The organism is Trichocoleus sp. ST-U2 (genome assembly GCF_039961875.1).
Taxonomy (GTDB): Bacteria; Cyanobacteriota; Cyanobacteriia; order Cyanobacteriales; family FACHB-T130; genus FACHB-T130.
Genome location: NZ_JAMPJY010000041.1, coordinates 1 through 21,575, shown reverse-complemented (window position 1 = coordinate 21,575; position 21,575 = coordinate 1). Strand labels below are relative to the sequence as shown.

At 47.6% G+C, this 21,575-nt stretch carries 19 protein-coding genes and 1 tRNA gene; 11 read left to right on the top strand and 9 right to left on the bottom strand.

Annotation, left to right across the window (positions count from 1 at the left end; genetic code table 11):
- Positions 1-126 precede the first annotated feature (126 nt).
- Both NC996_RS21875 and ruvB read right to left on the bottom strand, forming a co-directional pair.
- Positions 127-948, bottom strand: a complete 822-nt coding sequence (locus NC996_RS21875) for a tetratricopeptide repeat protein (RefSeq protein ID WP_190682834.1) — start codon at positions 946-948, stop codon at positions 127-129.
- A 115-nt stretch (positions 949-1,063) separates the two neighbouring features.
- Positions 1,064-2,167: a Holliday junction branch migration DNA helicase RuvB gene (gene ruvB / locus NC996_RS21870; protein WP_190682787.1), complete on the bottom strand. Its 1,104-nt coding sequence runs from the start codon at positions 2,165-2,167 to the stop codon at positions 1,064-1,066.
- 103 nt (positions 2,168-2,270) lie between these two features.
- Here ruvB and hisF point away from each other — a divergent pair, with 103 nt between their 5' ends.
- The 3 genes from hisF to NC996_RS21855 all read left to right on the top strand — a co-directional run bounded on the left by hisF (position 2,271) and on the right by NC996_RS21855 (position 3,496).
- Entirely contained in the window at positions 2,271-3,041 is a 771-nt protein-coding gene (gene hisF / locus NC996_RS21865; protein WP_190410774.1) for an imidazole glycerol phosphate synthase subunit HisF, read from the top strand.
- Between the two features lie 102 nt (positions 3,042-3,143).
- Entirely contained in the window at positions 3,144-3,356 is a 213-nt protein-coding gene (locus NC996_RS21860) for a hypothetical protein (RefSeq protein WP_190410773.1), read from the top strand.
- A gap of 67 nt (positions 3,357-3,423) precedes the next feature.
- Positions 3,424-3,496, top strand: a tRNA-Ala gene (locus tag NC996_RS21855).
- A 149-nt stretch (positions 3,497-3,645) separates the two neighbouring features.
- Here NC996_RS21855 and NC996_RS21850 read toward each other — a convergent pair.
- Positions 3,646-3,783, bottom strand: coding sequence for a hypothetical protein (locus NC996_RS21850; RefSeq protein WP_190682784.1), 138 nt, complete (start codon positions 3,781-3,783; stop codon positions 3,646-3,648).
- A gap of 178 nt (positions 3,784-3,961) precedes the next feature.
- Here NC996_RS21850 and NC996_RS21845 point away from each other — a divergent pair, with 178 nt between their 5' ends.
- From NC996_RS21845 to NC996_RS21830, 4 genes are all read left to right on the top strand, one after another.
- On the top strand, positions 3,962-6,880 hold the full coding sequence (locus tag NC996_RS21845) for a tetratricopeptide repeat protein (protein ID WP_190682781.1): 2,919 nt from the start codon (positions 3,962-3,964) through the stop codon (positions 6,878-6,880).
- 177 nt (positions 6,881-7,057) lie between these two features.
- Entirely contained in the window at positions 7,058-7,189 is a 132-nt protein-coding gene (locus tag NC996_RS21840) for a hypothetical protein (RefSeq protein ID WP_277879720.1), read from the top strand.
- Positions 7,190-7,225: 36 nt separating this feature from the next.
- Positions 7,226-8,377: a glycine cleavage system aminomethyltransferase GcvT gene (gene gcvT / locus NC996_RS21835; protein WP_190682778.1), complete on the top strand. Its 1,152-nt coding sequence runs from the start codon at positions 7,226-7,228 to the stop codon at positions 8,375-8,377.
- 4 nt (positions 8,378-8,381) lie between these two features.
- Positions 8,382-9,419 (top strand): M28 family peptidase, encoded by a 1,038-nt coding sequence (locus NC996_RS21830; protein ID WP_190682775.1) that lies wholly within the window; start codon positions 8,382-8,384, stop codon positions 9,417-9,419.
- 70 nt (positions 9,420-9,489) lie between these two features.
- Here the strand turns inward: NC996_RS21830 and NC996_RS21825 are convergent, their stop codons facing one another.
- The gene (locus tag NC996_RS21825; protein ID WP_190682772.1) at positions 9,490-10,332 is read right to left on the bottom strand and encodes an alpha/beta hydrolase; all 843 of its coding nucleotides are present in this window, start codon (positions 10,330-10,332) and stop codon (positions 9,490-9,492) included.
- Between the two features lie 84 nt (positions 10,333-10,416).
- On the opposite strand from NC996_RS21825, the gene gcvH reads away from it, so the two are divergent.
- Together gcvH and gcvP are read left to right on the top strand one after the other, a co-directional pair.
- On the top strand, positions 10,417-10,806 hold the full coding sequence (gene gcvH, locus NC996_RS21820) for a glycine cleavage system protein GcvH (protein WP_190682768.1): 390 nt from the start codon (positions 10,417-10,419) through the stop codon (positions 10,804-10,806).
- A 254-nt stretch (positions 10,807-11,060) separates the two neighbouring features.
- Positions 11,061-14,009: an aminomethyl-transferring glycine dehydrogenase gene (gene gcvP, locus NC996_RS21815; RefSeq protein ID WP_190682764.1), complete on the top strand. Its 2,949-nt coding sequence runs from the start codon at positions 11,061-11,063 to the stop codon at positions 14,007-14,009.
- A gap of 109 nt (positions 14,010-14,118) precedes the next feature.
- On the opposite strand, the gene NC996_RS21810 is transcribed toward gcvP, so the two are convergent.
- The 3 genes from NC996_RS21810 to NC996_RS21800 form a co-directional block, all read right to left on the bottom strand.
- Positions 14,119-16,482, bottom strand: a complete 2,364-nt coding sequence (locus tag NC996_RS21810; protein ID WP_190682761.1) for a tetratricopeptide repeat protein — start codon at positions 16,480-16,482, stop codon at positions 14,119-14,121.
- A gap of 75 nt (positions 16,483-16,557) precedes the next feature.
- Complete coding sequence (locus tag NC996_RS21805) at positions 16,558-16,731, bottom strand: hypothetical protein (RefSeq protein WP_190682758.1); 174 nt, start codon at positions 16,729-16,731, stop codon at positions 16,558-16,560.
- A complete protein-coding gene (locus tag NC996_RS21800) occupies positions 16,724-16,960 on the bottom strand; it encodes a hypothetical protein (RefSeq protein WP_190682755.1) in 237 nt (78 codons plus the stop codon). The genes NC996_RS21805 and NC996_RS21800 overlap by 8 nt, the downstream gene beginning before the upstream one ends.
- 164 nt (positions 16,961-17,124) lie before the next feature.
- Here NC996_RS21800 and NC996_RS21795 point away from each other — a divergent pair, with 164 nt between their 5' ends.
- Complete coding sequence (locus tag NC996_RS21795; RefSeq protein WP_190682752.1) at positions 17,125-17,637, top strand: DUF1648 domain-containing protein; 513 nt, start codon at positions 17,125-17,127, stop codon at positions 17,635-17,637.
- A gap of 140 nt (positions 17,638-17,777) precedes the next feature.
- On the opposite strand, the gene NC996_RS21790 is transcribed toward NC996_RS21795, so the two are convergent.
- Complete coding sequence (locus NC996_RS21790) at positions 17,778-18,653, bottom strand: NAD(P)-dependent oxidoreductase (protein WP_190682831.1); 876 nt, start codon at positions 18,651-18,653, stop codon at positions 17,778-17,780.
- Positions 18,654-18,925: 272 nt separating this feature from the next.
- On the opposite strand from NC996_RS21790, the gene NC996_RS21785 reads away from it, so the two are divergent.
- On the top strand, positions 18,926-20,515 hold the full coding sequence (locus NC996_RS21785) for a Na+/H+ antiporter (protein WP_347277155.1): 1,590 nt from the start codon (positions 18,926-18,928) through the stop codon (positions 20,513-20,515).
- Here the strand turns inward: NC996_RS21785 and NC996_RS21780 are convergent.
- Entirely contained in the window at positions 20,481-21,188 is a 708-nt protein-coding gene (locus NC996_RS21780) for a TrkA family potassium uptake protein (RefSeq protein WP_190682749.1), read from the bottom strand. The two genes, NC996_RS21785 and NC996_RS21780, sit on opposite strands and share 35 nt — an antisense overlap.
- Positions 21,189-21,575 lie beyond the last annotated feature (387 nt).

Below are 21,575 nucleotides of genomic sequence, written 5' to 3'. Positions count from 1 at the left end.
AAACGCGATCGCTATCTCTATACAGAAACTCTATACGGAAAATTCCTCAATCAAAAAACCGCTTTCTTAAAGAAGGCGGTTTTCTGATATTTGTGGCACAAACCTTGGCGCTAATTGCAATCGCCTTTATTGTATACTCAGAAATTTCTCTAAGGCGGCAACCATAACTGGAGGCCAACGGCGGACATTTTTCACCCAGTCAATATCTTTATAGCGACGATCGATTCCGACAACCGCAACCCAGTTACTTTCGGCTTCACCCCGATTTCCCTGTTCCCAGAGAGCAGCGGTAAGGGCAGCTCGCATATCAGGAAACTGGGGATATTTACGAACAATATTCTTCATAGTGCGAATCGCTTCTTTTTGTTCGCCCATTTGATACAGCGCGATCGCATAATTGGCTCTGGCAAACGCAAAATTAGGAGCGAGATCGGCTGCTTTTTTGTAGTCAGCGATCGCTTCCTCCCACTCACCCAATCCTGCCTTGGCATTTCCTCGGTTGTTGTAAGCCATTGCATCCTTGGGATCGATTTCCAGCACCCGATTGTAATCAGCGATCGCTTCCAAATATTTTCCCTGTCCTTCTAATGCCGTACCGCGATTCAGATAGGGATCGGTGGCGTTCGGGGCGAGTTCAATAGATTTATTGAAGTCAGCGATCGCCTCTGACAATTTATTCTGGCTTACCTTGGAATTTCCCCGATTGCTCCAAATAGCCGGATTAGCGGGAAATCGCTCAATCAGTTGTGTCCAAAGCCCTTCAGCCGTAACAAAATCACCGGCATTTGTCGCAGTAAATGCTTTAGCCGCTAGTTCGTCTCCTTCCTGCAACTCAGTTTCCGTGTAAGTGGAAGGTTGTTCTTGGGCGATCGCTAGCGGCACATTCACGAACCCAGTTGAAACAGTAATAAACAGAACACTCAGTAAAGTCAGAATCCAACGAATCATATTATCTTGGCTTTTAGATTTTGGTAGCATAGGCGCTGCCCAGCAGAAAGCTAATTCCTGGGCAATGCCCATCCTACTACTGCTGTATTCGTCATTTGTCTTTAGCTTATTATCCTTAGAATAATGACGAATCATATCCTAAGTGCTTTCGGGCTGCGGGAGTGGCAATGCGACCGCGAGGCGTTCGGTGCAAATAGCCAATCTGCAATAAATACGGCTCATAGACATCTTCAATCGTTTGGGCATCTTCCCCTGTGGCGGCGGCGATCGCTTCCAAGCCTACAGGTCCCCCATTAAATTGTTCTATCATGACGGTCAGCATCAACCGATCTGCCCAATCCAAACCCATTGGATCTACACCGAAGACTTCCAAAGCTTCCACCGCAACAGGTTTAGTAATTTCCCCAACTTTTTTTACCTGAGCAAAATCTCGCACCCGTTTTAAAAGGCGATTAGCAATTCGGGGGGTTCCACGGGAACGACGCGCAATTTCTTCAGCACCATCTGGTGTAACCGGGGCTTGGATCACTTCAGCCGTCCGCTGCACAATCAAAATCAGTTCATCCAACTCATAAAAGCGTAACCGTTGAATTAAACCAAAGCGATCGCGCAACGGTGACGACAGCGAACCTACCCGCGTCGTTGCTCCCACTAGCGTAAACGGCGGTAGCGGCAAGCTGCGAGTTTTCGCACTTTGACCCTTGCCAATCGTAATATCTAATCGAAAATCCTCCATTGCCGGATAAAGCAATTCCTCGGTCATCCGACTCAAGCGGTGGATTTCGTCAATAAATATAATATCTCCCGGCTTCAGGCTCATTAGTATCCCCACAATATCGCGGGGACGCTCTAAAGCGGGTGCAGAGGTGATTTTACAAGTGGTTCCCATCTCCGTCGCCAAAATCAACGACATTGTGGTTTTTCCTAAACCCGGCGGACCATACAGCAGCAAGTGATCCATCGACTCGCCTCTGCCTTTTGCTGCTTGAATCGCAATTTCTAGAACGCCCTTGAGGTCTTTTTGCCCGATATACTCAGCTAGTCGCTGGGGTCGCAGACCTTCTTCTTGCTTCTCGGTTTCGTCCATTGCGACAGTTGGCTGTAATAACTCTTCAACCGTCTCTTCTGGCTGAGATTTGCGGCGTCCCCCTGGCTTCCGGCGTTCCTGGGGTTTCCCATTGGGTTCTTGAGGCTGCTGTTTAGAAGAAATTATCGCCATGATTAAAAATTTATTTTAAAAACAATACCAAGACATGAAGACACAGAAGGTCTAGAGTGTATAGGCTTTCATTATCATTACATCGGGGAACCAGAGGATTGTCATGCTTGCAAAAAGAATACTGCCTTGCTTAGATGTGAAAGCGGGGCGAGTTGTCAAAGGGGTTAACTTTGTCAATCTCCAGGATGCTGGCGATCCGGTGGAACTGGCACAAGCTTATAATCAGGCGGGTGCGGATGAGTTGGTGTTTCTGGATATTACTGCCACTCACGAAGACCGGGGCATCATTCTGGATGTGGTATATCGCACCGCTGAGCAGGTGTTTATCCCCCTTACCGTGGGCGGGGGAATTCAATCCTTAGAAAATATTAAACAATTGTTAAGGGCTGGCGCAGACAAAGTCAGCATTAACTCGGCGGCGGTACGCGATCCAGAGTTGATCGATCGGGCGAGCGATCGCTTCGGCAACCAGTGCATCGTTGTAGCAATTGATGCACGGAAACGGCAAGATCCCAGCAATCCCGGTTGGGATGTTTACGTGCGGGGTGGGCGGGAAAACACAGGCATCGATGCGATCAATTGGGCGCAAGAAGTCGAGCAACGCGGCGCGGGCGAACTGCTCGTTACAAGTATGGACGCCGATGGAACTAAAGCTGGCTATGACTTAGAGCTTACGCGCACTATAGCGGAACAAGTACAAATTCCAGTAATTGCCTCCGGTGGTGCTGGTAACACGAGTCACATTTATGACGCCTTAACGGAAGGGAAAGCGGAAGCGGCTCTGCTGGCTTCTCTCCTGCATTACGGAGAACTCACTGTATCAGAAATTAAAAACTATCTCGCAGAGCATCAGGTGCCGGTGCGGCTTTTGTAAAGGCGAAACTTCTTCCTTCTGGAAGAAGCGGCTTTGGCTTTGTAGCATCAATCTGTTCGGTTGTATATATTAGAATAAAGGAAGTGTTACAAAACGTAAATTATGTTAGTTGGTATTTTAATTTTTGATGTGGCTCTGGTGGCGTGGTCGCTGCACCTGATGCAGGAAGCCTTCGACCAACAGGAGTTCTCCTTAATGCTTGCTGGCACCCTGGTGGCGCTATCGGCAGCCGCCATGCTAGTCGTATATTTCCTGATGAACAGCTACATGGGTTATATCAGCCATCTGGCTCAACACCCTTGCTCGTTTTATTAATTTATCGTTGCGGAAATTTTACTTGACGACTTGCGAATTTTTAAGGCATAATCATAAAGCACCGTAAGGGGTTATAGCTCAGTTGGTAGAGCACCTCAATGGCATTGAGGGGGTCAGCGGTTCGAATCCGCTTAGCTCCATAAGAATAAACCTCACCCCCAACCCCTCTCCGTTAACGGAGAGGGGAGTAAGAGTTTTGCGCTCGCGCGTTTTTAATGAACCGCAAAGACGCAGAGGACGCGAAGGAAGAGAGGGAAGAAGGTGATCGCGTACTCCACAAAACTCATTTTTATTCGTCGTCTTCCATCAGTTGCCAGATTAGGAAGCAGATATCAAGGACAATACCCAATGGGTTGTTGATTAGTCCAATTGCTGTTGCAATCACAAAAAGAACAATGTCTCGGCGTTGCTTTGGGGAAAGTTTCATCTTGATTCAACCTGCATTTATTGGGGTTGAATGCAAGGTATTTTTGGGGCTGTAGCTGAAAGCAAAGCAGACTGGGCAACTGCTGAAAGCTAGTTATAATAAGCGATAAGCAGTTTGGGGTAGGTGGGAAGTTTAGGGTTATCCCCAAACTTTGTGGCAAAATCTTTGGACTTAATCTATGGCGCGACGTTCTCTGGGTGATGATGTCAAGGCGCGGGTGAAGCGTCTGTTTGAGGCGTTGCTAGCTTATGTGAATGATGAATTTGAAGATGGCGATAAACTCGGAATTGATTTCAAACCGCAAAGCGAGACGCAGTTGGTAATTAGGACAAAGCGCCGATATCTGGAAGAACTGACCGCAAAAGACAAATACAAAGGTAAGTTAACCCCAGAGCAAGTTAGGGAAGCGCTAAATCTTCTGGAAAATTATTTAGAAGTTTTAGAAGATAACCGTGTCTCAACTCAAGGTTCGGAAGATTGGCACTTTACTTTGAAGCTATGGCACAAAGATAAAGAGGCGAATCTGAGGCAATTTGATATTGAGTGGGAAAAGAAAAGACCGCCAAAATCTAAAACTATTGCCAAGAAAATTAAGCTGCAAACCGATAACCTAACCGCTACGTCTACTGCCCTTAAAAACGTGGAAGGGGAATCGAAATCTGTTGCGAATAATATTCCTCCCAGTGGTGCCAAAGAATTTGTCGGACGCACAGAAGAATTGTTAGAACTTCACAAGTTATTGCAGGAAAATAAGCAAGTCGCCATCGCTGCTTTGGCTGGGATGGGTGGTGTAGGTAAAACTGAACTCGCTACTCAGTATGCAAGACAGTATTTATCAAGTTACGCGGGTGGCGTTTGCTGGCTATCTGCACAGGGAAATACGGGAACTGGCATTGTTAGATTTTTCCAATTGAAATTTGATATCAACCCACCGCAAGATTGGGAATTAGCGGAACAATTGGAGTTTTGTTGGGAGAAATGGCTTCCCGGCGATGTTTTAATTGTGTTAGATGATGTCACCGACTACAAACAACAAGTCAAGCCTTACTTACCACAGGAATTATCTCGATTTAAAGTGTTGCTGACGACGAGATTTCAGTTTGGGTCATTTTTGCCACAGTTACGGCTAGATGTGCTGAAACCATTGGCGGCGATGAAGTTATTAGAATCAATAATTGGCAGGGAACGGCTAAAATGCGAAGCTTGGGTGGCGAGAAGACTGTGTAAATGGTTGGGATATCTGCCGTTAGGGTTGGAGTTAGTCGGGAGATATCTGGATCGACAGCCAAATTTATCTCTAGAAAAACTGTTGGCACGGTTGGAAAAAAAGCGGCTGGAACACGAAGCAATCCAAAAAGCTGATCCGTTAATGCGGTACGAATCGGGAGTGGCGGCGGCTTTTGATTTAAGTTGGGAACAGTTGGATGAGAATGCAAAATCTAAAGGTGCTTGGTTAAGTTTGTATGCTTTGGCTCCAATTCCACTAACTTTAGAGATAGAGGATGATGAAGAACTAGAAATCTGGGAAAAAGCGCTAAGGGATTTAATAAGTTTCCATTTGTTACAAAGCATAAGTGATAAAACTTACCGTTTGCATCCGTTGATTCGTCAATTTTTCCAGCAGAAGCTAAATCAGTCAGCGGAAGCTAAGGAGATGAAACGCCAATTTACAGCGGCAATGGTGGCAGAGGTAAGGGATATTCAATACCAACCAACTCGCGGGGATATTATCAATCTCAGTCCAGTAGTTCCCCATATTGAAGAAGCGGCTAACTATCTGGTTGAATATATTAGCGATAAGGATTTAATTTGGTCTTTCACAGGCTTAGGTTGGTTCTATCAAGGTCAAGGATTTTATCAGCAGGCAGAACCTTGGTTAAAGCAGTGTGTAGAAGTAACTGAAAGCCGTCTTGGTTTAGAACATCCCACTGTCGCCGCCAGTCTTAACAACTTAGCCGAACTCTACCGAAGTCAAGGACGCTATAGCGAAGCGGAACCTTTGTTATTGCAAGCAATTGACATCCATAAAAAAAGTCTCTCCCCCGACCATCCCAATGTGGCCACCAGTTTCCACAACTTAGCTAATCTTTACAATTCTCAAGGACGCTACAGCGAAGCTGAACCTTTGTATCTGCAAGCAATTGACATCCAGCGAAAAAGTCTCCCCGCCGACCATCCACACATCGCCGGTAGTCTCCACAGCTTAGCTAATCTCTACAATTCTCAAGGACGCTACAGCGAAGCTGAACCTTTGTATCTGCAAGCAATTGACATCGATAAAAAAAGTCTCCCCGCCGACCATCCAGATATTGCTAGCGGTCTCCACAACTTAGCTAATTTCTATAATTCTCAAGGACGCTACAGCGAAACGGAACTTTTGTTATTGCAAGCAATTGACATCCAGCGAAAAAATCTCTCCGCCGACCATCCACACATCGCCGGCGGTCTCAACAACTTAGCTGTTCTCTACGAAAGTCAAGGACGATACAGCGAAGCGGAACCTTTGTTATTGCAAGCAATTGACATCCAGCGAAAAAGTCTCCCCGCCGATCATCCACACATCGCCAGCGGTCTCAACAACTTAGCAGGTTTCTACCGAAGTCAAGGACAATACAGCGAAGCAGAACTTTTGTATCTGCAAGCGATTGACATCGATAAAAAAAGTCTCCCCGCCGACCATCCACAAATTGCTACCCACTTCCACAACTTAGCGGGTCTCTACCGAAGTCAAGGACGCTACGGCGAAGCGGAACCTTTGTATTTGCAAGCAATTGACATCGATAAAAAAAGTCTCCTCGCCGACCATCCACAAATTGCCGGCGGTCTCAACAACTTAGCGGGTCTCTACCGGAGTCAAGGACGCTACAGCGAAGCGGAGCCTTTATATCTGCAAGTAATTAAAATTTGTCAGCGTAGTTTAGGAGAAAATCATCCTAATACGGTGACAATTAAACAAAATTTAGCCATTTTTTGGATGCAGGGAATTATGGAGAATCGGTTGAGTATAGAGGCGTTGCGGGAGCATCCTCTAGGTCAGGAAATATTAGCGCAAATGATAGCAATGATGGAAGAATCAGAGGATAATTCGTCAGGATGAGAGCGATCGCATCTGGGACATCCTGGGAACCAAATATGCCCTGGCGAATGTAATTCGCGGCTATACAAACAAAGTCCGCCTGCGCGGACTAATAAATTTTATTTAACCCGCGAAGGCGGGTTTCGTCTGTGTAGCTGCGATTTCCAATCGCCAAGCTACAAAAATTAGAGGTACTGAGTGAAAGTGCGAACTGACAAGTCAGCGCTTCGCGATCGCATCCGACACATCAAGAGAGTGCGAACTGACAAGTCAGCGCTTCGCGATCGCTACCTGCCGTTTTATACTGCTCAAGTAAGAAGCATCCCGTAGGATAAAAGATATCCACCTGCGACGGAATGACTATCTGTGGCTAAGTCAGATGAATTGCATCCAGAGACGGCTATTGCGCTTGCCCGTACTCCCCTATATGAACTTGCCCTAGAACAAAAAGCCCGATTGACTGCCTTTTCCGGATGGGAAATGCCCGTACAATACACCGGAATCGGACAAGAACACTTGGCAGTCCGCACCACAGCGGGAATGTTCGACATCTCCCACATGGGGAAATTTACCTTCAAAGGGAAACAGCTGATTTCGTACTTACAGCCTCTCGTTCCCTCAGATTTGGGCCGCTTGAAAGCTGGTGAATCTCAGTACACCGTCCTGCTGAATTCTCAAGGCGGCATTTTAGACGACATTATCTTCTATTATCAGGGCGAAGATGCAGACGGCGAGCAGCGAGGAGCGATGATTGTCAACGCCGCCACTCGATCCAGAGACAAAGCATGGCTGTTTGCCCAACTGGAATCTTCTCAAGTTGATTTCGAGGATCTTTCCCTGGCAAAAGTTTTGATTGCCGTTCAGGGGCCACAAGCGGTCGCATATCTTCAGGAATTTGTCAAGGAAGACCTGACGCCGATTAAGGCATTTGGACATTTGGAAGCAACCGTCTTGAATGAGCCAGCTTTCATCGCCCGGACTGGGTACACCGGAGAGGATGGATTTGAAGTCATGGTAGACCCAGAAGTGGGAGTAGACTTGTGGCGCAGTCTCTTCACTGCTGGCGTCGTACCCTGCGGACTCGGTGCCAGAGACACCCTGCGCCTGGAAGCGGCAATGGGCCTCTACGGGCAAGATATGGACGAAAGCACCACCCCTTTAGAAGCTGGATTGGGTTGGCTGGTTCATCTGGATACGAAAGGCGATTTTATCGGGCGTCCAGTTTTAGAAAAGCAGAAGGCAAATGGCGTAGAACGACGCTTGGTAGGGCTGCAAATGCAGGGGCGTTTTATTGCGCGTCATGGCTACCCGGTGCTATCCAAAGGTGAAGCCATCGGCGTTGTCACCAGCGGCACCTTAGCACCAACGGTAGGACAACCCATCGCCCTCGCCTATGTTCCTCCGAATCTGGCTCAGATAGGTCAGGAATTGGAGGTAGAAATCCGGGGCAAAGCTTATCCAGCCGTTGTGGTTAAAAAACCTTTTTATCGCTCCCCCAGCCGTCTTCCTAGCAAGTAAATTTATGGCGAACCGAGGTGGATGGAGAAGGTGGCTGGTGAATCGGGCAGCATTGATCGGACTCGCCATCATTGGCATTCTTCTGGGCATTGCGATCGCTTGGGCGTGGTTTAGCGCGATTTGGATGCCCGGAGTCAGTTACCAAGCTGCATTGCCGCCGCTGACTCCCCAGGAGGAAACGCTGCGAGATGCCCTCCGACAGGATGTGGAAAAGATTGCCGGTGAACTGGGAGAACACAACTTCTCAAACTATAAGAATCTGGCGGCGGCGGCTGATTTCTTGGAAGCATCGTTGAGCAGTGCTGGCTACAAAGTTCAACGGCAAGGATACAAAATTGCTGAGAATACCTACTACAACCTAGAAGCCGAGATTGCCGGGACAAATCGAGCCGACGAGATTGTGGTGATTGGGGGTCACTATGACTCTGTATTTGGAAGTCCCGGTGCCAATGATAACGGCACGGGTGCCGCAGCCGTCCTAGAGTTGGCGCGTGCCTTTGCGGGAAAAAAGACCTCCCGAACTCTGCGCTTCGTTGAGTTTGTGAATGAAGAACCGCCATTTTTCCAGACGCCGGAGATGGGAAGCGTCGTTTATGCCAAACGATGCCGCAACGCCGGTGAAAATATTGTCGCCATGCTCAGTTTGGAAACAATCGGCTACTACTCCGACAAGCCAGGAACCCAGAAATACCCATTTCCCTTAAGCCTGTTTTATCCCTCGCAGGGTAACTTTATTGCCTTTGTGAGCAACCCAACCTCTGCTGATTTGTTAAGGAAAGCGATCGCATCTTTCCGTCGTCATGCCAAATTCCCCTCCGAGGGAGCCGCCCTCCCAGAAAGCATTCCCGGCGTCGGCTGGTCGGATCAATGGTCTTTCTGGCAGCAAGGTTATCCCGGTATCATCGTCACAGACACCGCACCCTCCCGTTACCCCAACTATCACACTTCACAAGATACCCCCGATAAAATTGATTACGACCGCTTGGCGCGGGTGGTGGCTGGATTAGAGGGCGTGGTTGCCGACTTGGCGGGGAGTCAGTAATTCAGGTTATCTGTACGGCTTCAAGCGCTCCTTCCGTCAAGCCTGCGGGGAGTATGCCTATCCCCAAGCTTCAGCCTCTGGGCAGATTGCGCTGAAACTGCTCTACCAACTGGGCAAACTCCCGTACAGCTTTCTCAGATTTCTGTGCTGCAACCCAGCCAAAGTCATTGTGACCGGCTTCATCCACCCACAAAAAGCGCTTCGGTTCGTTAGCAGCCGCAAAAAGTTGCTCCCCGTGCCAAAAGGGAATCACTTCATCCCGCCTCCCGTGCATGACCAAGACTGGGCAACGCACCTTTTTAATCTTGTCGAGATTGCGGAACCTATCAAACGGCACAATCGGGATGCGCGTCAGGACTCGAAATGCTGTAACAAAAGCACTTTCCGCAATTAAACCCGCAAGCGGTTGACGAGAAGCCAAATCCACCGCTGGCCCACTTCCCACCGAACGCCCATAGGCAATAATTCGATTCGGTGGCACGCCTAGTTGCTGAGTCAGATAAGTATAAGCCGCGTCGATATCTCGATAAGAATTGCGCTCGGTAGGCGTTCCCTGACTGGTTCCATAACCGCGATAATCGTAGGCGAAGACAGCAAAGCCCATGTCCCGCAAACCTTGACGCACCGACAGCACATCGAATAAGTCTTCGGCGTTACCGTGACTATATAAAATTGTGTAAGTGGCATTGGGATTGGGCAGATAAGCTGCCGAGATTTGCACGCCATCCGTTGTGGTTAGCTTGAGAATCTCGCTACTGTCCCGATAGCTGGACGGCTGGGGCACAAAAATCATCCTATCGGAAAAGAAATAGGCGTAGAAGCAAAGAAAAGCGTAGATGAAAATGGCAGAGCGCATAAGTCTTTTAACAGAAAATTCACCGAAAAGCAGGCGTTTAAGCTTTTTCTTATCCATAATGTTTCTGATATTACGGTTTGAAGCTGTAAACTTAATGGCTGGTTAAAGCTATTTGAGCGCGTATTTGAGGAAGGAAGTGCAATGGCTCTGGAATATCCTGAAGACCTAAAATATCTGGATTCTCACGAGTATGTGCGACTGGAGGGTGAAATTGCCACTATTGGCATCAGCGCCTTTGCAATCGATCAGCTGGGCGATATTGTATTTCTGGATTTGCCAGAAATCGGAGACGCCCTCTCAAAGGGAGAGAGTTTTGGGACAATTGAATCGGTGAAAGCCGTTGAAGATATGTATGCCCCGGTCAGCGGGACTGTTATAGAACGCAATACTGCCATCGTGGAAGCTCCGGAACACGTATCTGAAGATCCCTACGGCGAAGGATGGTTTTTGAAAGTTCGGATTAACGACCCGGATGAGCTGGATGAGGCGTTATCGGCGGATGAGTATCGCTCCCAGGTAGAAGGAGAGTAGATCGGGACTTACCCACTGAAAGCTTGCAACCTAGATCCCCCCTAACCCCCCTTAAAAAAGGGGGAACCGGAAAAGTCCCCCTTTTCAAGGGGGATGCAAGGGGGATCTCTGCGTAAGTCCTATAGGTAATTCCTTCCAAAATCTAAAATCTAAAATTGCAGTATCTTCGAGACGCGGCAAATCGGTGTTTCTACAGCGCCTGACCCCGAAAAATTATTGCAAAATATGAAATAGTCGCGTCTGGAGAGCAACCTGTGGTAATTTCTATCCCTCATACCGAGTCTAGCCGTCAGCATCTGCTAGAAGAAATGGGAGAGCCGATTTCTTTTGTACAGAGACATATCGGCCCTAGCCCGGATGAAGTCCAGCAAATGCTTGAGGTATTGGGGATCTCGACCCTAGATGCCTTAATCGACCAAACGATTCCGCAGGCAATCCGGCGATCGCGTTCTCTGAATGGGGCAACTGGGAAAACAGATTCGCTCCAGCTTCCCCCAGCCCAGAGTGAGTACGCAGCGCTAAGTCGATTGAAAGCGATCGCTTCCAAAAATCAGGTGTTTCGCTCATTGATTGGCATGGGTTATTCCGACTGCATTACCCCGCCAGTCATTCAACGGAATATTTTAGAAAACCCCGGCTGGTACACCGCCTACACCCCTTATCAGCCAGAAATTGCCCAAGGGCGACTAGAAGCGCTGCTGAATTTCCAGACAATGATTATTGACTTGACAGGTCTGGAAATTGCCAATGCTTCCTTGCTCGATGAAGCAACCGCAGCCGCAGAAGCGATGACGATGAGTTATAGCCTCTGTAAAACCAAGGCGAACGCCTTTTTTGTCTCTAGTGCCTGCCATCCCCAAACGATTGAAGTATTGCAAACACGGGCGAGACCGCTGGGCATTGAGATTATTGTCGGCACTCATCAGAGCTTTGATTTTGAGCAAGCAATCTTTGGGGCAATCCTGCAATATCCTGCCACGGATGGCACGATTTACGATTATCGGGGTTTTGTCGAAAAAGCTCATGGCGTGGGTGCTTTAGTCACCGTGGCAGCAGATCCCTTGAGCCTAACTTTGCTGACACCACCGGGAGAATTTGGGGCAGATATTGCGGTAGGAAGCACTCAGCGCTTTGGAATTCCCCTCGGATACGGGGGACCTCATGCAGCCTACTTTGCCACTAAGGAAGAGTATAAGCGGCAGGTGCCGGGGCGAATTGTCGGAGTCTCCAAGGATGCCAACGGCAAGCCAGCGCTGCGTTTAGCTTTGCAAACCCGCGAACAGCATATCCGGCGCGACAAAGCGACCAGTAATATTTGTACCGCTCAAGTTCTCCTAGCGGTAATGGCGAGTATGTATGCCGTTTACCACGGGTCAGCGGGACTGAAAAAAATTGCCCAGAATATTCATAAGCTAACGGGAATTCTGGCGTCAGGATTGAAGCGGCTGGGGTACAGCATCGGTGCAGAGCAATTTTTTGATACGTTGCGGGTAGAGTTGGGCAAACGTACTCTCGAAGAGATTCTCGCAGATGCCCAAGCTCGTCAGATTAACTTGCGGATTCTGGATGCAAATGCGGTCGGAATCAGTTTGGACGAAACCACAACCGTACAGGACTTGCAAGACCTATTTGAAATTTTCGCTGGGACACATGAGTTGCCCTTTACGGTGGAAGATTTGGGTAAGGGCGTAACCTCGTCCCTAAAAGAGGAACCTTTTGCCCGTAAAAGCAGCTATTTAACTCATCCCGTCTTTAACCGCTATCACTCAGAAACCGAGTTGTTGCGCTACTTGCACCGTCTCCAGGCGAAAGACTTGTCGCTGACAACATCGATGATTCCCTTGGGTTCATGCACGATGAAGCTGAATGCGACGGCGGAAATGATTCCGGTAACGTGGGCGGAATTTGGCAAAATTCATCCTTTTGCCCCCCATTCGCAAACGCGGGGTTATCAAATTCTGTTCCAGCAGCTTGAGGCGTGGTTAGCTGAAATCACCGGATTTGCGGGCATTTCTCTGCAACCCAATGCCGGATCTCAAGGCGAATATGCGGGACTGTTAGTCATTCGTCAGTATCACGAAAGTCGCGGGGAAGAACATCGGAATGTCTGTCTGATTCCCCAATCTGCCCACGGGACAAATCCTGCCAGTGCGGTCATGTGTGGGATGAAAGTGGTCGCGATCGCTTGCGACGATCGAGGCAATATTGATGTAGACGATCTCAAAGCCAAAGCCGAGAAGCATCGTAATGAACTCGCCGCTTTGATGGTGACATATCCCTCCACTCACGGCGTCTTTGAGGAACCGATTAAAGAAATCTGCAATATTGTCCACGCCAACGGCGGACAAGTTTACATGGACGGGGCGAATATGAACGCCCAAGTCGGTTTGTGCCGTCCGGGAGACTTTGGGGCAGATGTTTGTCACTTAAACTTGCACAAAACCTTCTGTATCCCCCACGGCGGCGGTGGGCCAGGAATGGGGCCAATTGGGGTAATGCCGCATCTTGTGCCATTTTTACCGGGGCACTCGGTTGTCCCAACTGGCGGCGAACAAGGCATCGGTGCCGTTGCAGCCGCCCCTTGGGGGAGCGCCAGCATCCTCCCCATTTCTTGGATGTACATCGCCATGATGGGGTCGGCAGGCTTAACAGAAGCGACAAAAGTAGCGATTCTCAATGCCAACTACATCGCCCGTCGCTTAGAAGCTTTCTATCCGGTTTTGTACAAAGGGCAGAATGGTTTGGTGGCGCACGAGTGTATTTTAGATTTGCGATCGCTTAAAAAGTCTGCGGGTATCGAAGTGGATGACATCGCCAAGCGCTTAATGGACTATGGTTTCCACGCCCCGACTGTATCTTGGCCTGTAGCAGGTACGGTGATGGTAGAACCCACAGAAAGCGAATCGAAGGAAGAACTGGATCGTTTCTGCGATGCCATGATCTCAATTCGTCAGGAAATTGCGGAAATTGAATCGGGTAAGATGGACGCTCAAGATAATGTCTTGAAGAACGCACCCCACACCGCAGAAGCGTTAATGACTTCCGAGTGGAATCATCCCTATTCCCGCGAACAAGCTGCTTATCCTGCGCCGTGGACGAGAGAACACAAGTTCTGGCCTACTGTCGGACGCATTGATAATGCTTTTGGCGATCGCAATTTTGTTTGCGCTTGTCTCCCGATGGAAGCTTATTCACAAGGCTAGTCTTGTTTGAAAGAAAACGCGATCGCACTTGTTGATTGGTGATGAGTGCGATCGCATCTTTTTTGAACGACATAGGCGTAGACGACGTAAAAGGGGTATAGTCCTTGACTCATCGCTGCCTGAGAAAGGTGTGTAGCAGTCGCCATAGGCGATAAACCCATCGCAATACAAAGCTGACTATAGCTTTTGGAAAATTCATCCAAATCTTAGTTTTTTTGGAAAGGATTTGAATTGCATTCTCAGCATCTTGGACATCTGCATCCAGCCCTATTGCTTGATACAGATTGCGGGCATCTTGGTAAGCACCAATGGCTTCTAATTTTCGCCCTAGCTTTGCCAAGGCATATCCTAAATTAAATAAAGAATTCGCTTCCCCATTGCGATCGCCTATCTCCCGTGTTATTGCCAGAGACTGCTGATAGTAATCAATTGCTTGTGGGTATTGTCCCAAAGAATTGGAAGTATTACCCAAATTAGCGAGAGAAGCAGCTACTCCATTACGATCGCCTATCTCCCAGAATATTTTCAGAGACTGCTGATAGTAATCAATTGCTTTTGGGTATTGTTCTAGAGAACCGTAAACATTGCCCAAGCTATTGAGAGAATTCGCTTCCCCATTGCGATCGCTTATCTCCTGTTTTATTGCCAGAGACTGCTGAAGGTAATCAATTGCTTGTAGGTACTGCCCCAGAGAATCAGAAGCATTGCCCAAACTATTGAGAGAATTCGCTTCACCCTTGCGATCGCCAATCTCCCGGAATATTGCCAGAGACTGCTGATGGTAATCAATTGCTTGCGGGTGTTGTCCCAGACAACCGTAAGTATTGCCCAAATTATTCAGAGAAGCAGCTTTCCCATTGAGATCGCCAATCTCCTCTTTTATTGCCAAGGACTGTTGATAGAAATCAATTGCTTGTGGGTACTGCCCCAGAGAATTGGAAACACTGCCTAAACTATTGAGAGAATTCGCTTCGCCCTTGTGATTGCCAATCTCCCGGAATATTGTCAGAGACTGCTCAAGGTAATCAATTGCTAGTGGGTGTTGTCTCAGATAACCATAAGTATTGCCCAAATTATTCAGAGAAGTTGCCTCCCAATTGCGATCGTCAATCTCCCGTGTGATTGCCAGGGACTGCTGATAGTAATCAATTGCTTGCGGGTATTTTCCCAGGGAATTGTAAGCATTTCCCAAATTATTAAAAGAAGCTGCAATTTCCCAACTGTCGGAGTTATTTTGCTGCCATGCTTCAACTAGCTGCCCGTACAGTTCAACTAGGACAGTGTTGTTACCTCGTAAAGTTAGAAAATCGTTGCAGAAGCGAAGGATGTCGAAGGCTGAGGCATACTCTTTAAGTTCATACCAGTGATAAAAAACTTCTAGGTATTCTGCTATATCGTCTTTCGTCTGCCAAGCGCCTTGTTTAACATTTAAGAGATAGTAGTTAATCGCTTTTTGGTGCGCCTCGGTTAGATCGCCCGCCTTTTGCTTGACATATGCCAAAATGAACGGGTGAAACTGAAACCATCGCCCCCTATTCTTGTCCCTTTCCTCCTGCAACAGCGAACGTCTAGCCAACTGCCTTAAATCCCGTTCCGATACCTCTTCTCCTGGTAACTGGGCATCTGCCATCGCCCCATTAAAGGCAATCCGATAAACACTCAAATTTAGTAGCAATCTTTGCAACTTGTCACTGAGTCGGGTAAAGCTGGCATCTAACACCTGACGCATCCAAATATCGATTTTGCCCCGATGCAACCCTTTTAGCTTCTCGTCAGTCACTAGCTGGGCTACGTCAGCCAAACCATACCTCTGTAAGTAGCTAATCTGCGGATCTGATTCCTCCTCTGCCCGCAAAAAACCTGCAACCAGCGTCAGCAGTAGGGGATGTCCCTCTGCCTTTTTCGCAAACTCTAGCAATTCTGCTTCAGTCCCCAGAATCCCCAAAACCGTTAACAAATTTGCCCCCTCTGCTGGGGACAATCCCGGCAAAGGAAGCCATTTCAAGTTAATCTCTGGCAAATCCGGGCGTTCCCGCGTTGTCACCAGAATCACACTCTTACCGCCACATCCCAGCCAACCGTGAAAAAACTGCTGGTAAATAGCATCCAACCATTGCCCATCGTGTTGCAGCAGACTTTCCAGGTTGTCAATGACAAGTAAATGCTGCCCCTCCCGCAGATGGTTCACCAACGCATCTACCAGCGACAATTCTGGAATTGCCTCCACAGTTGGCGGGGAAAGTCCCAACCGCAGCAAAACTCGCCGCGCCAACTCAGTAAAAGTCACGCGGCGACTGACATCTACCCAGAACTTTTTATCAAACTCAGCGCTATCGTCATCATAGATTTTCGCAGCCAGGGTAGATTTACCAAAGCCACCCAAACCCGTAATGCCAATCAGCCGGATATTTCCATCCGCTATCCATTCTCCGATTTTCTGCCGTTCCTCCGTGCGCCCTTGCCAACAATTCAAGCTGGGGCGCATTTCATCAAGATTAGGTGAGTTTTGAACTGGTGGAGGGTTTGTTCCCTGGTTGACTACAAGCAGTCAGGGGTTATTGATAACGTCACCAATATGCCCAACTGTATCAGCTTTGACTTGATAGCCTTTACTGCTGTCGTAGTTACTCTGATTCATACTGCTGTTGTCTTCCAGGTTGCTGTCATTAATTTCCCTGGCAAGTGCTTGAATCTCTTGGGCAAAGGTTGGCTCTTTATCCATGCAAGCCTGCAAATAATTCAGTAACCTGTACTAATTCGGACTTCGAGCCTTGCTCAACGGCTTTAATGGCTCTTTCTGCCTCCGGATTACCCCATAATTGATTCCAAATCTTCTGGCGTAGCAGATTTAACTTTTTAATGGCGATTTCCGTCAACTTACCAGCGCCACCCTCTATGATTCCGCCAAAGGCAATTTCTGCAATCTTTGCTGCTGTAAATCCAAGTACCATCTGTCACAGGTTGGCTATGCTTGCCTTTTGGTTGTAGCCCATCAACCCTCTATCTGCCAATGTTAAGATTGATGGCTTTACTAATTTTTATCCAATTATAGCGATTGACTTTAGAGATAAACTGTGTGTTAAATATATGCCGTTCTCGCCTAGCAATTAACCCTATGACGAGGAATCCATCAAATCAACGACCGATTTTGACAATAGCGCGATCGCCTATTAGTTGGATGTTAGAAATAGCCGCAGTTGCAGGGCTTTTCTGCATCATTGTAATTACCCTACAATCTTGGCCAAATCTACCCAACAGTATTCCCATCCATTTTAAGATGGGAGGCAAACCAAATGCTACGGGTAGCAAACAATTAATCTGGCTTTTCCCCAGCTTATCTATTTTAGTTTATGTAGCGTTTACAGTGCTGCGTCAGTTTCCCCATACTTTTAATTATATTTGGGGAATTACAGAGCAAAATGTCGCCAAACAATATCAGCTAGCCGTTAATTTATTAGACTGGAATAAGGCAGAAGTTATGTGGATACTTGCATTTATAGAATGGCAGATTATCCAGGTAAGTTTGGGACATTCTGCTGAATTGAGCGTAGATTTTTTTTCGGTAGTAATGCCACTGTTTCTTGCCACCAATGGGCTGTATTTTTGGCAAGCATATCAGGCTCGTTAGTGAATATTTTTAATACTCAGTATGTACATTTCATAAGCCACCTCAAACTTATTCCTCCCTGCCTCCGATACCCCTCTCCGCAGGCGGAGAGGGGCTGGGGGTGAGGTTCCAAATGACAACTTTTTAAAAAACAATTAATCTCAAACCTTCTCCCGTAATGCCGCTAACTCTTCCCGCACAGATAAAGACGAGTATCCTAGTTCAAAAGCCTTGGAACTATCTAAAGAAACATCCACTGGTCTTGGCGCAGCCATTTTCACATCTTCTTGTCGGCAAGATTTAAGCCCCGCTTCAGGAAGTTGCAAAACTTCCACTAATAAGCGTCCAAACTCATAGCGCGATATCCGCTCTTTCCCGCCCAAATGAAGGATTCCGTTTACTTTCTCCAATGCCAATAAAAGCCCTTTTGCTGCCGTTTTTCCGCTGACTGGCGTTCGGAATTCATCGATAAATAAACTGAGTTCTTTCCCCTCTCTCAAGATTTGGATAAATGGCTGCATAAAACTTGTAGCGGTAGGCGTTGCCATCCCAAACATTAAAGGCATTCGGCAAACAGCGGTCATCGGATAACGTTCTAACATCCCTTGTTCCGCCATCACTTTTTGCTCTCCATAAACATTGACAGGAGACACTGGATCTGTTTCCCGATAGGGAGGGTTTAAGCCATCGAAAACTAAGTCAGTTGAAGTGAAAACGCAAGGAATCGAAGCATCCGCACAAAGTCCGGCAATATTACAAGATGTAGTAACATTAATCGGGTAGGATTCATCAGGATATTGTTGGCAAAAATTAGGTTGCGATCGCGCGGCGGTATGAATCACTCCATCTGGCTGAATCTCTTGGAACAGATGCTTGAGTTCCTGATAATCTTTTAACTCAATTTTCAGCAAATTTACGCCAGGAATCTCTAGAGAATGAGAAAAATAAGTTCCATAAACGTCCCATTCTGGTTGTGCTAGCTGGCAAAGATGCCATCCTAAAAAACCACTGGCACCTGTAACTAAGAGTTTTTTCATCGGATTCCCAAACCTGTCATATAAACCCACAAGCTTCTGCCAGGGGCTAAACCAACCAAGCCTGCGATCGCAGGCGAAAATCTCTGGAAGCATCAACCGCAGCCAAAGCCCGCGAAAGCCGTACCTTTAAAGGTGACGACTGCTAACTCAGAACAAAAGCATCGTAGCTCATCCTTTAAGATACTAAGGGCAGTTTTGTAGAACCTGACCCTTGGTGTATCGTTCATCACTTGTGAGTACGCGCTATGCAGTGGCTAAGCGAGCGATCGCTCATGGCAGTCCCAACGGTCACAGGCAGCGAGAATCAGGGAAATGTTGCTGAATTAGTGATTTTTCTGATCGTCTTGTTGTTGGTTGCCACAGGAGTTGCCTTACTATCTCGACGATTTCGGATTCCCTACATTACAGGGTTAGTATTGGCAGGGTTAGCGATTACAGAGCTTTTGCCAGGTCGCATCCGTCTCGATTCCTCTCTGATTTTTAATCTTTTTTTGCCGATTCTACTGTTTGAATCGGCAATTAATACCGACGTCAGTCGTCTACGCAGCACATTTAAACCCATTGCCTTATTAGCAGGAGTGGGATTTCCCTTCTGCGCTGCCATCACCTCAGTCTTGCTGAAACTAGAACTCGGCTTAGATTGGGTTCCCGCCTTGCTGGTTGGGGTTATTTTGTCAATTACAGACACCGCTTTAGTCATTGCGGTTTTCAAGGAAGTATCTGTTCCCCACCGACTGGTTACGCTCGTAGAAGGTGAAAGCTTAGTCAACGATGATGTGGCGCTGGTTTTATTTAGCCTAATCTTGACTGCAAATTCAACCGGCTCATTAACGCCCCTCGATGTCGTACAAGCATTTTTGTTCGTAATTGTCGGCGGAATCTTAGTTGGCTTAGCCTTGGGCTATCTCAGTATTGGTTTATTTAGCCAAGCAGACGATCCCCTCAGCGTGATTCTACTCACGGTTGCCGTAGCGCTGGGAGCCTTCCAATTAGGCGAATTTTTCCACGTATCCGGTGTGGTTGCGGTTGTGGTAGCAGGACTGATTGTGGGCAACCTGGGGGTTTCTCGCAGCACCTCTGCTTCCACTCAAGTCACCTTGTTTAGCTTCTGGGAATTTGCCGGGTTTGGTGTTAATACCTTTATTTTCTTACTCATCGGCTTAGAGATTAATCTCATCACCCTTTGGCAGACGCTTCCAGCCGTTCTTCTCGCACTGATTGCCTACCAAGTCGGGAGGGCGCTCACCGTTTATCCACTCTTGGACTTAGTGCGTTTTTTTGACAAACCCATTCCGGTGAAATGGCGGCACGTTCTCTTTTTGGGCAATATTAAAGGCTCGCTTTCCACTGCCTTGGCGTTAAGCTTACCGGCTAATTTGCCAGGACGAGATAAGCTGGTTGTGATTGTCTTAGGGATTGTGCTGCTGTCGTTAGTAGGACAGGGAGTAAGTTTACCGGGGTTTGTACGACGGTTAAAGCTCGATCGCCATTCCGAATCACGGCAGCAGATCGAAGAATTGCAAGCTCAATTGATGACTGCCAAAGCAGCGCAGGATGAATTGGAGAGTCTCCTGAAATCGGGAGTTTTACCAAAATCAATCTACGAAGAGATGCGAGCCGCTTATCAGGTGCGGGTGGCAGCTTCTGAAAGAACCTTGCGGGAGATATATAATCAGCGTCCCGAAGACTCTGCTGATGAAAGTAGCGATCGCCTAAAATTAGACACGATTCGTCGGCAATTACTATTGGCAGAAAAGCAGGTACTCAATGACGCCCTCCGCAGACGAATTCTCTCAGAAGAAGTGGTGCAAGAACGCATCAAAACCATTAACGAGCAACTTCTAAGTTTGGAAGATGACTAGAACACAATCCTAAGAAATCAATCACTTGATGTAACTTTTCCGATTTCGTAACAACTAGCACGGTTGCTCCCGCCTCTAACACGGTCTTTCCATTTGGAATGACGAGATCGGTGTGGGAATGGGATTGATAGCCAATAATTAAAGAACCACTGGGAAATCGAGAATCCTGAGCGACTTGTGACACGGTATGTCCCGCAATGTCAGACTCCGGTGGAACTTTGAGTTTGAAGACTTCTACCTGACCCTGCTCAAAGTGCATCATCGATTCCACTTGGGGATATTCGATCGCATTCACCATTGTGGTCACGGCTAGGTCAACCGTACTGATGACATGATGCGCTCCGGCAATCCGATAAGGTTCGGCAAAATCACCTTGGCGCATCCGAGTCACAATATGGGAAACCCCATAGTGCTTGGCAAGTGTCACCATTGCCAGATTTAAAGCATCATCGCGGAGGGCAGCAACAACCGCATCTGCCTTGCGAATTCCAGCCTCTATTAGCACTTGCGTACTGACGGCACTGCCTTCAAAAGCCATCGCTCCGACTTGTTCGCGAGCATACCGGCAGGCGGTGGGATCGGTATCGATGACGGCAATCGTGTGTCCTAATTCTACTAATTGTTGGGCTAAGTCCAGCCCGACCAGTCCTGCTCCACCAATCAATACATACATGGCTCACCTCTGTTGCAGGTATTTACGTCTGACCCTCAAAATCTACAGTGTAGTTGCTGGCGAGGAAAGTCGTAAATTATCCAAATTGTTACTCAGAGCGATCGCGTTTTTGAATTTAGATCAACTCTCGACGTAGCGATCGCGCCTTGGGAAAGCGCCTATCTACCAATGGGAGCCAGTTTCCTGGTTTCGAGGCTCAGCGTGAAGAATTTGGATGCCGGAGTATCCCAACTTTACATCACTGCTTCTTTAACACACTTAGCAACAGCTTTATTAGACCTCTTGCAAAAGTCGTCGCTGGGGTAATATGAGGTCTGAAATTATGCGCTCGCTCACCTGTCTTCTACGCTCACCCCTGGTAATTCATAAGTAAAGCTAATGAAATAC

Bases quoted from the DNA above. Each gene is read 5' to 3' on its own strand.
- ruvB (WP_190682787.1), bottom strand. From the start codon at position 2,167: ATGGCGATAATTTCTTCTAAACAGCAGCCTCAAGAACCCAATGGGAAA.
- NC996_RS21830 (WP_190682775.1), top strand. From the start codon at position 8,382: ATGGCGAACCGAGGTGGATGGAGAAGGTGGCTGGTGAATCGGGCAGCA.
- NC996_RS21805 (WP_190682758.1), bottom strand. From the start codon at position 16,731: ATGGATAAAGAGCCAACCTTTGCCCAAGAGATTCAAGCACTTGCCAGG.
- NC996_RS21845 (WP_190682781.1), top strand. From the start codon at position 3,962: ATGGCGCGACGTTCTCTGGGTGATGATGTCAAGGCGCGGGTGAAGCGT.
- NC996_RS21785 (WP_347277155.1), top strand. From the start codon at position 18,926: ATGGCAGTCCCAACGGTCACAGGCAGCGAGAATCAGGGAAATGTTGCT.
- hisF (WP_190410774.1), top strand. From the start codon at position 2,271: ATGCTTGCAAAAAGAATACTGCCTTGCTTAGATGTGAAAGCGGGGCGA.
- NC996_RS21780 (WP_190682749.1), bottom strand. From the start codon at position 21,188: ATGTATGTATTGATTGGTGGAGCAGGACTGGTCGGGCTGGACTTAGCC.
- gcvH (WP_190682768.1), top strand. From the start codon at position 10,417: ATGGCTCTGGAATATCCTGAAGACCTAAAATATCTGGATTCTCACGAG.
- NC996_RS21825 (WP_190682772.1), bottom strand. From the start codon at position 10,332: ATGGATAAGAAAAAGCTTAAACGCCTGCTTTTCGGTGAATTTTCTGTT.
- NC996_RS21790 (WP_190682831.1), bottom strand. From the start codon at position 18,653: ATGAAAAAACTCTTAGTTACAGGTGCCAGTGGTTTTTTAGGATGGCAT.
- NC996_RS21795 (WP_190682752.1), top strand. From the start codon at position 17,125: ATGACGAGGAATCCATCAAATCAACGACCGATTTTGACAATAGCGCGA.
- NC996_RS21875 (WP_190682834.1), bottom strand. From the start codon at position 948: ATGATTCGTTGGATTCTGACTTTACTGAGTGTTCTGTTTATTACTGTT.
- NC996_RS21860 (WP_190410773.1), top strand. From the start codon at position 3,144: ATGTTAGTTGGTATTTTAATTTTTGATGTGGCTCTGGTGGCGTGGTCG.
- NC996_RS21850 (WP_190682784.1), bottom strand. From the start codon at position 3,783: ATGAAACTTTCCCCAAAGCAACGCCGAGACATTGTTCTTTTTGTGATT.
- NC996_RS21800 (WP_190682755.1), bottom strand. From the start codon at position 16,960: ATGGTACTTGGATTTACAGCAGCAAAGATTGCAGAAATTGCCTTTGGC.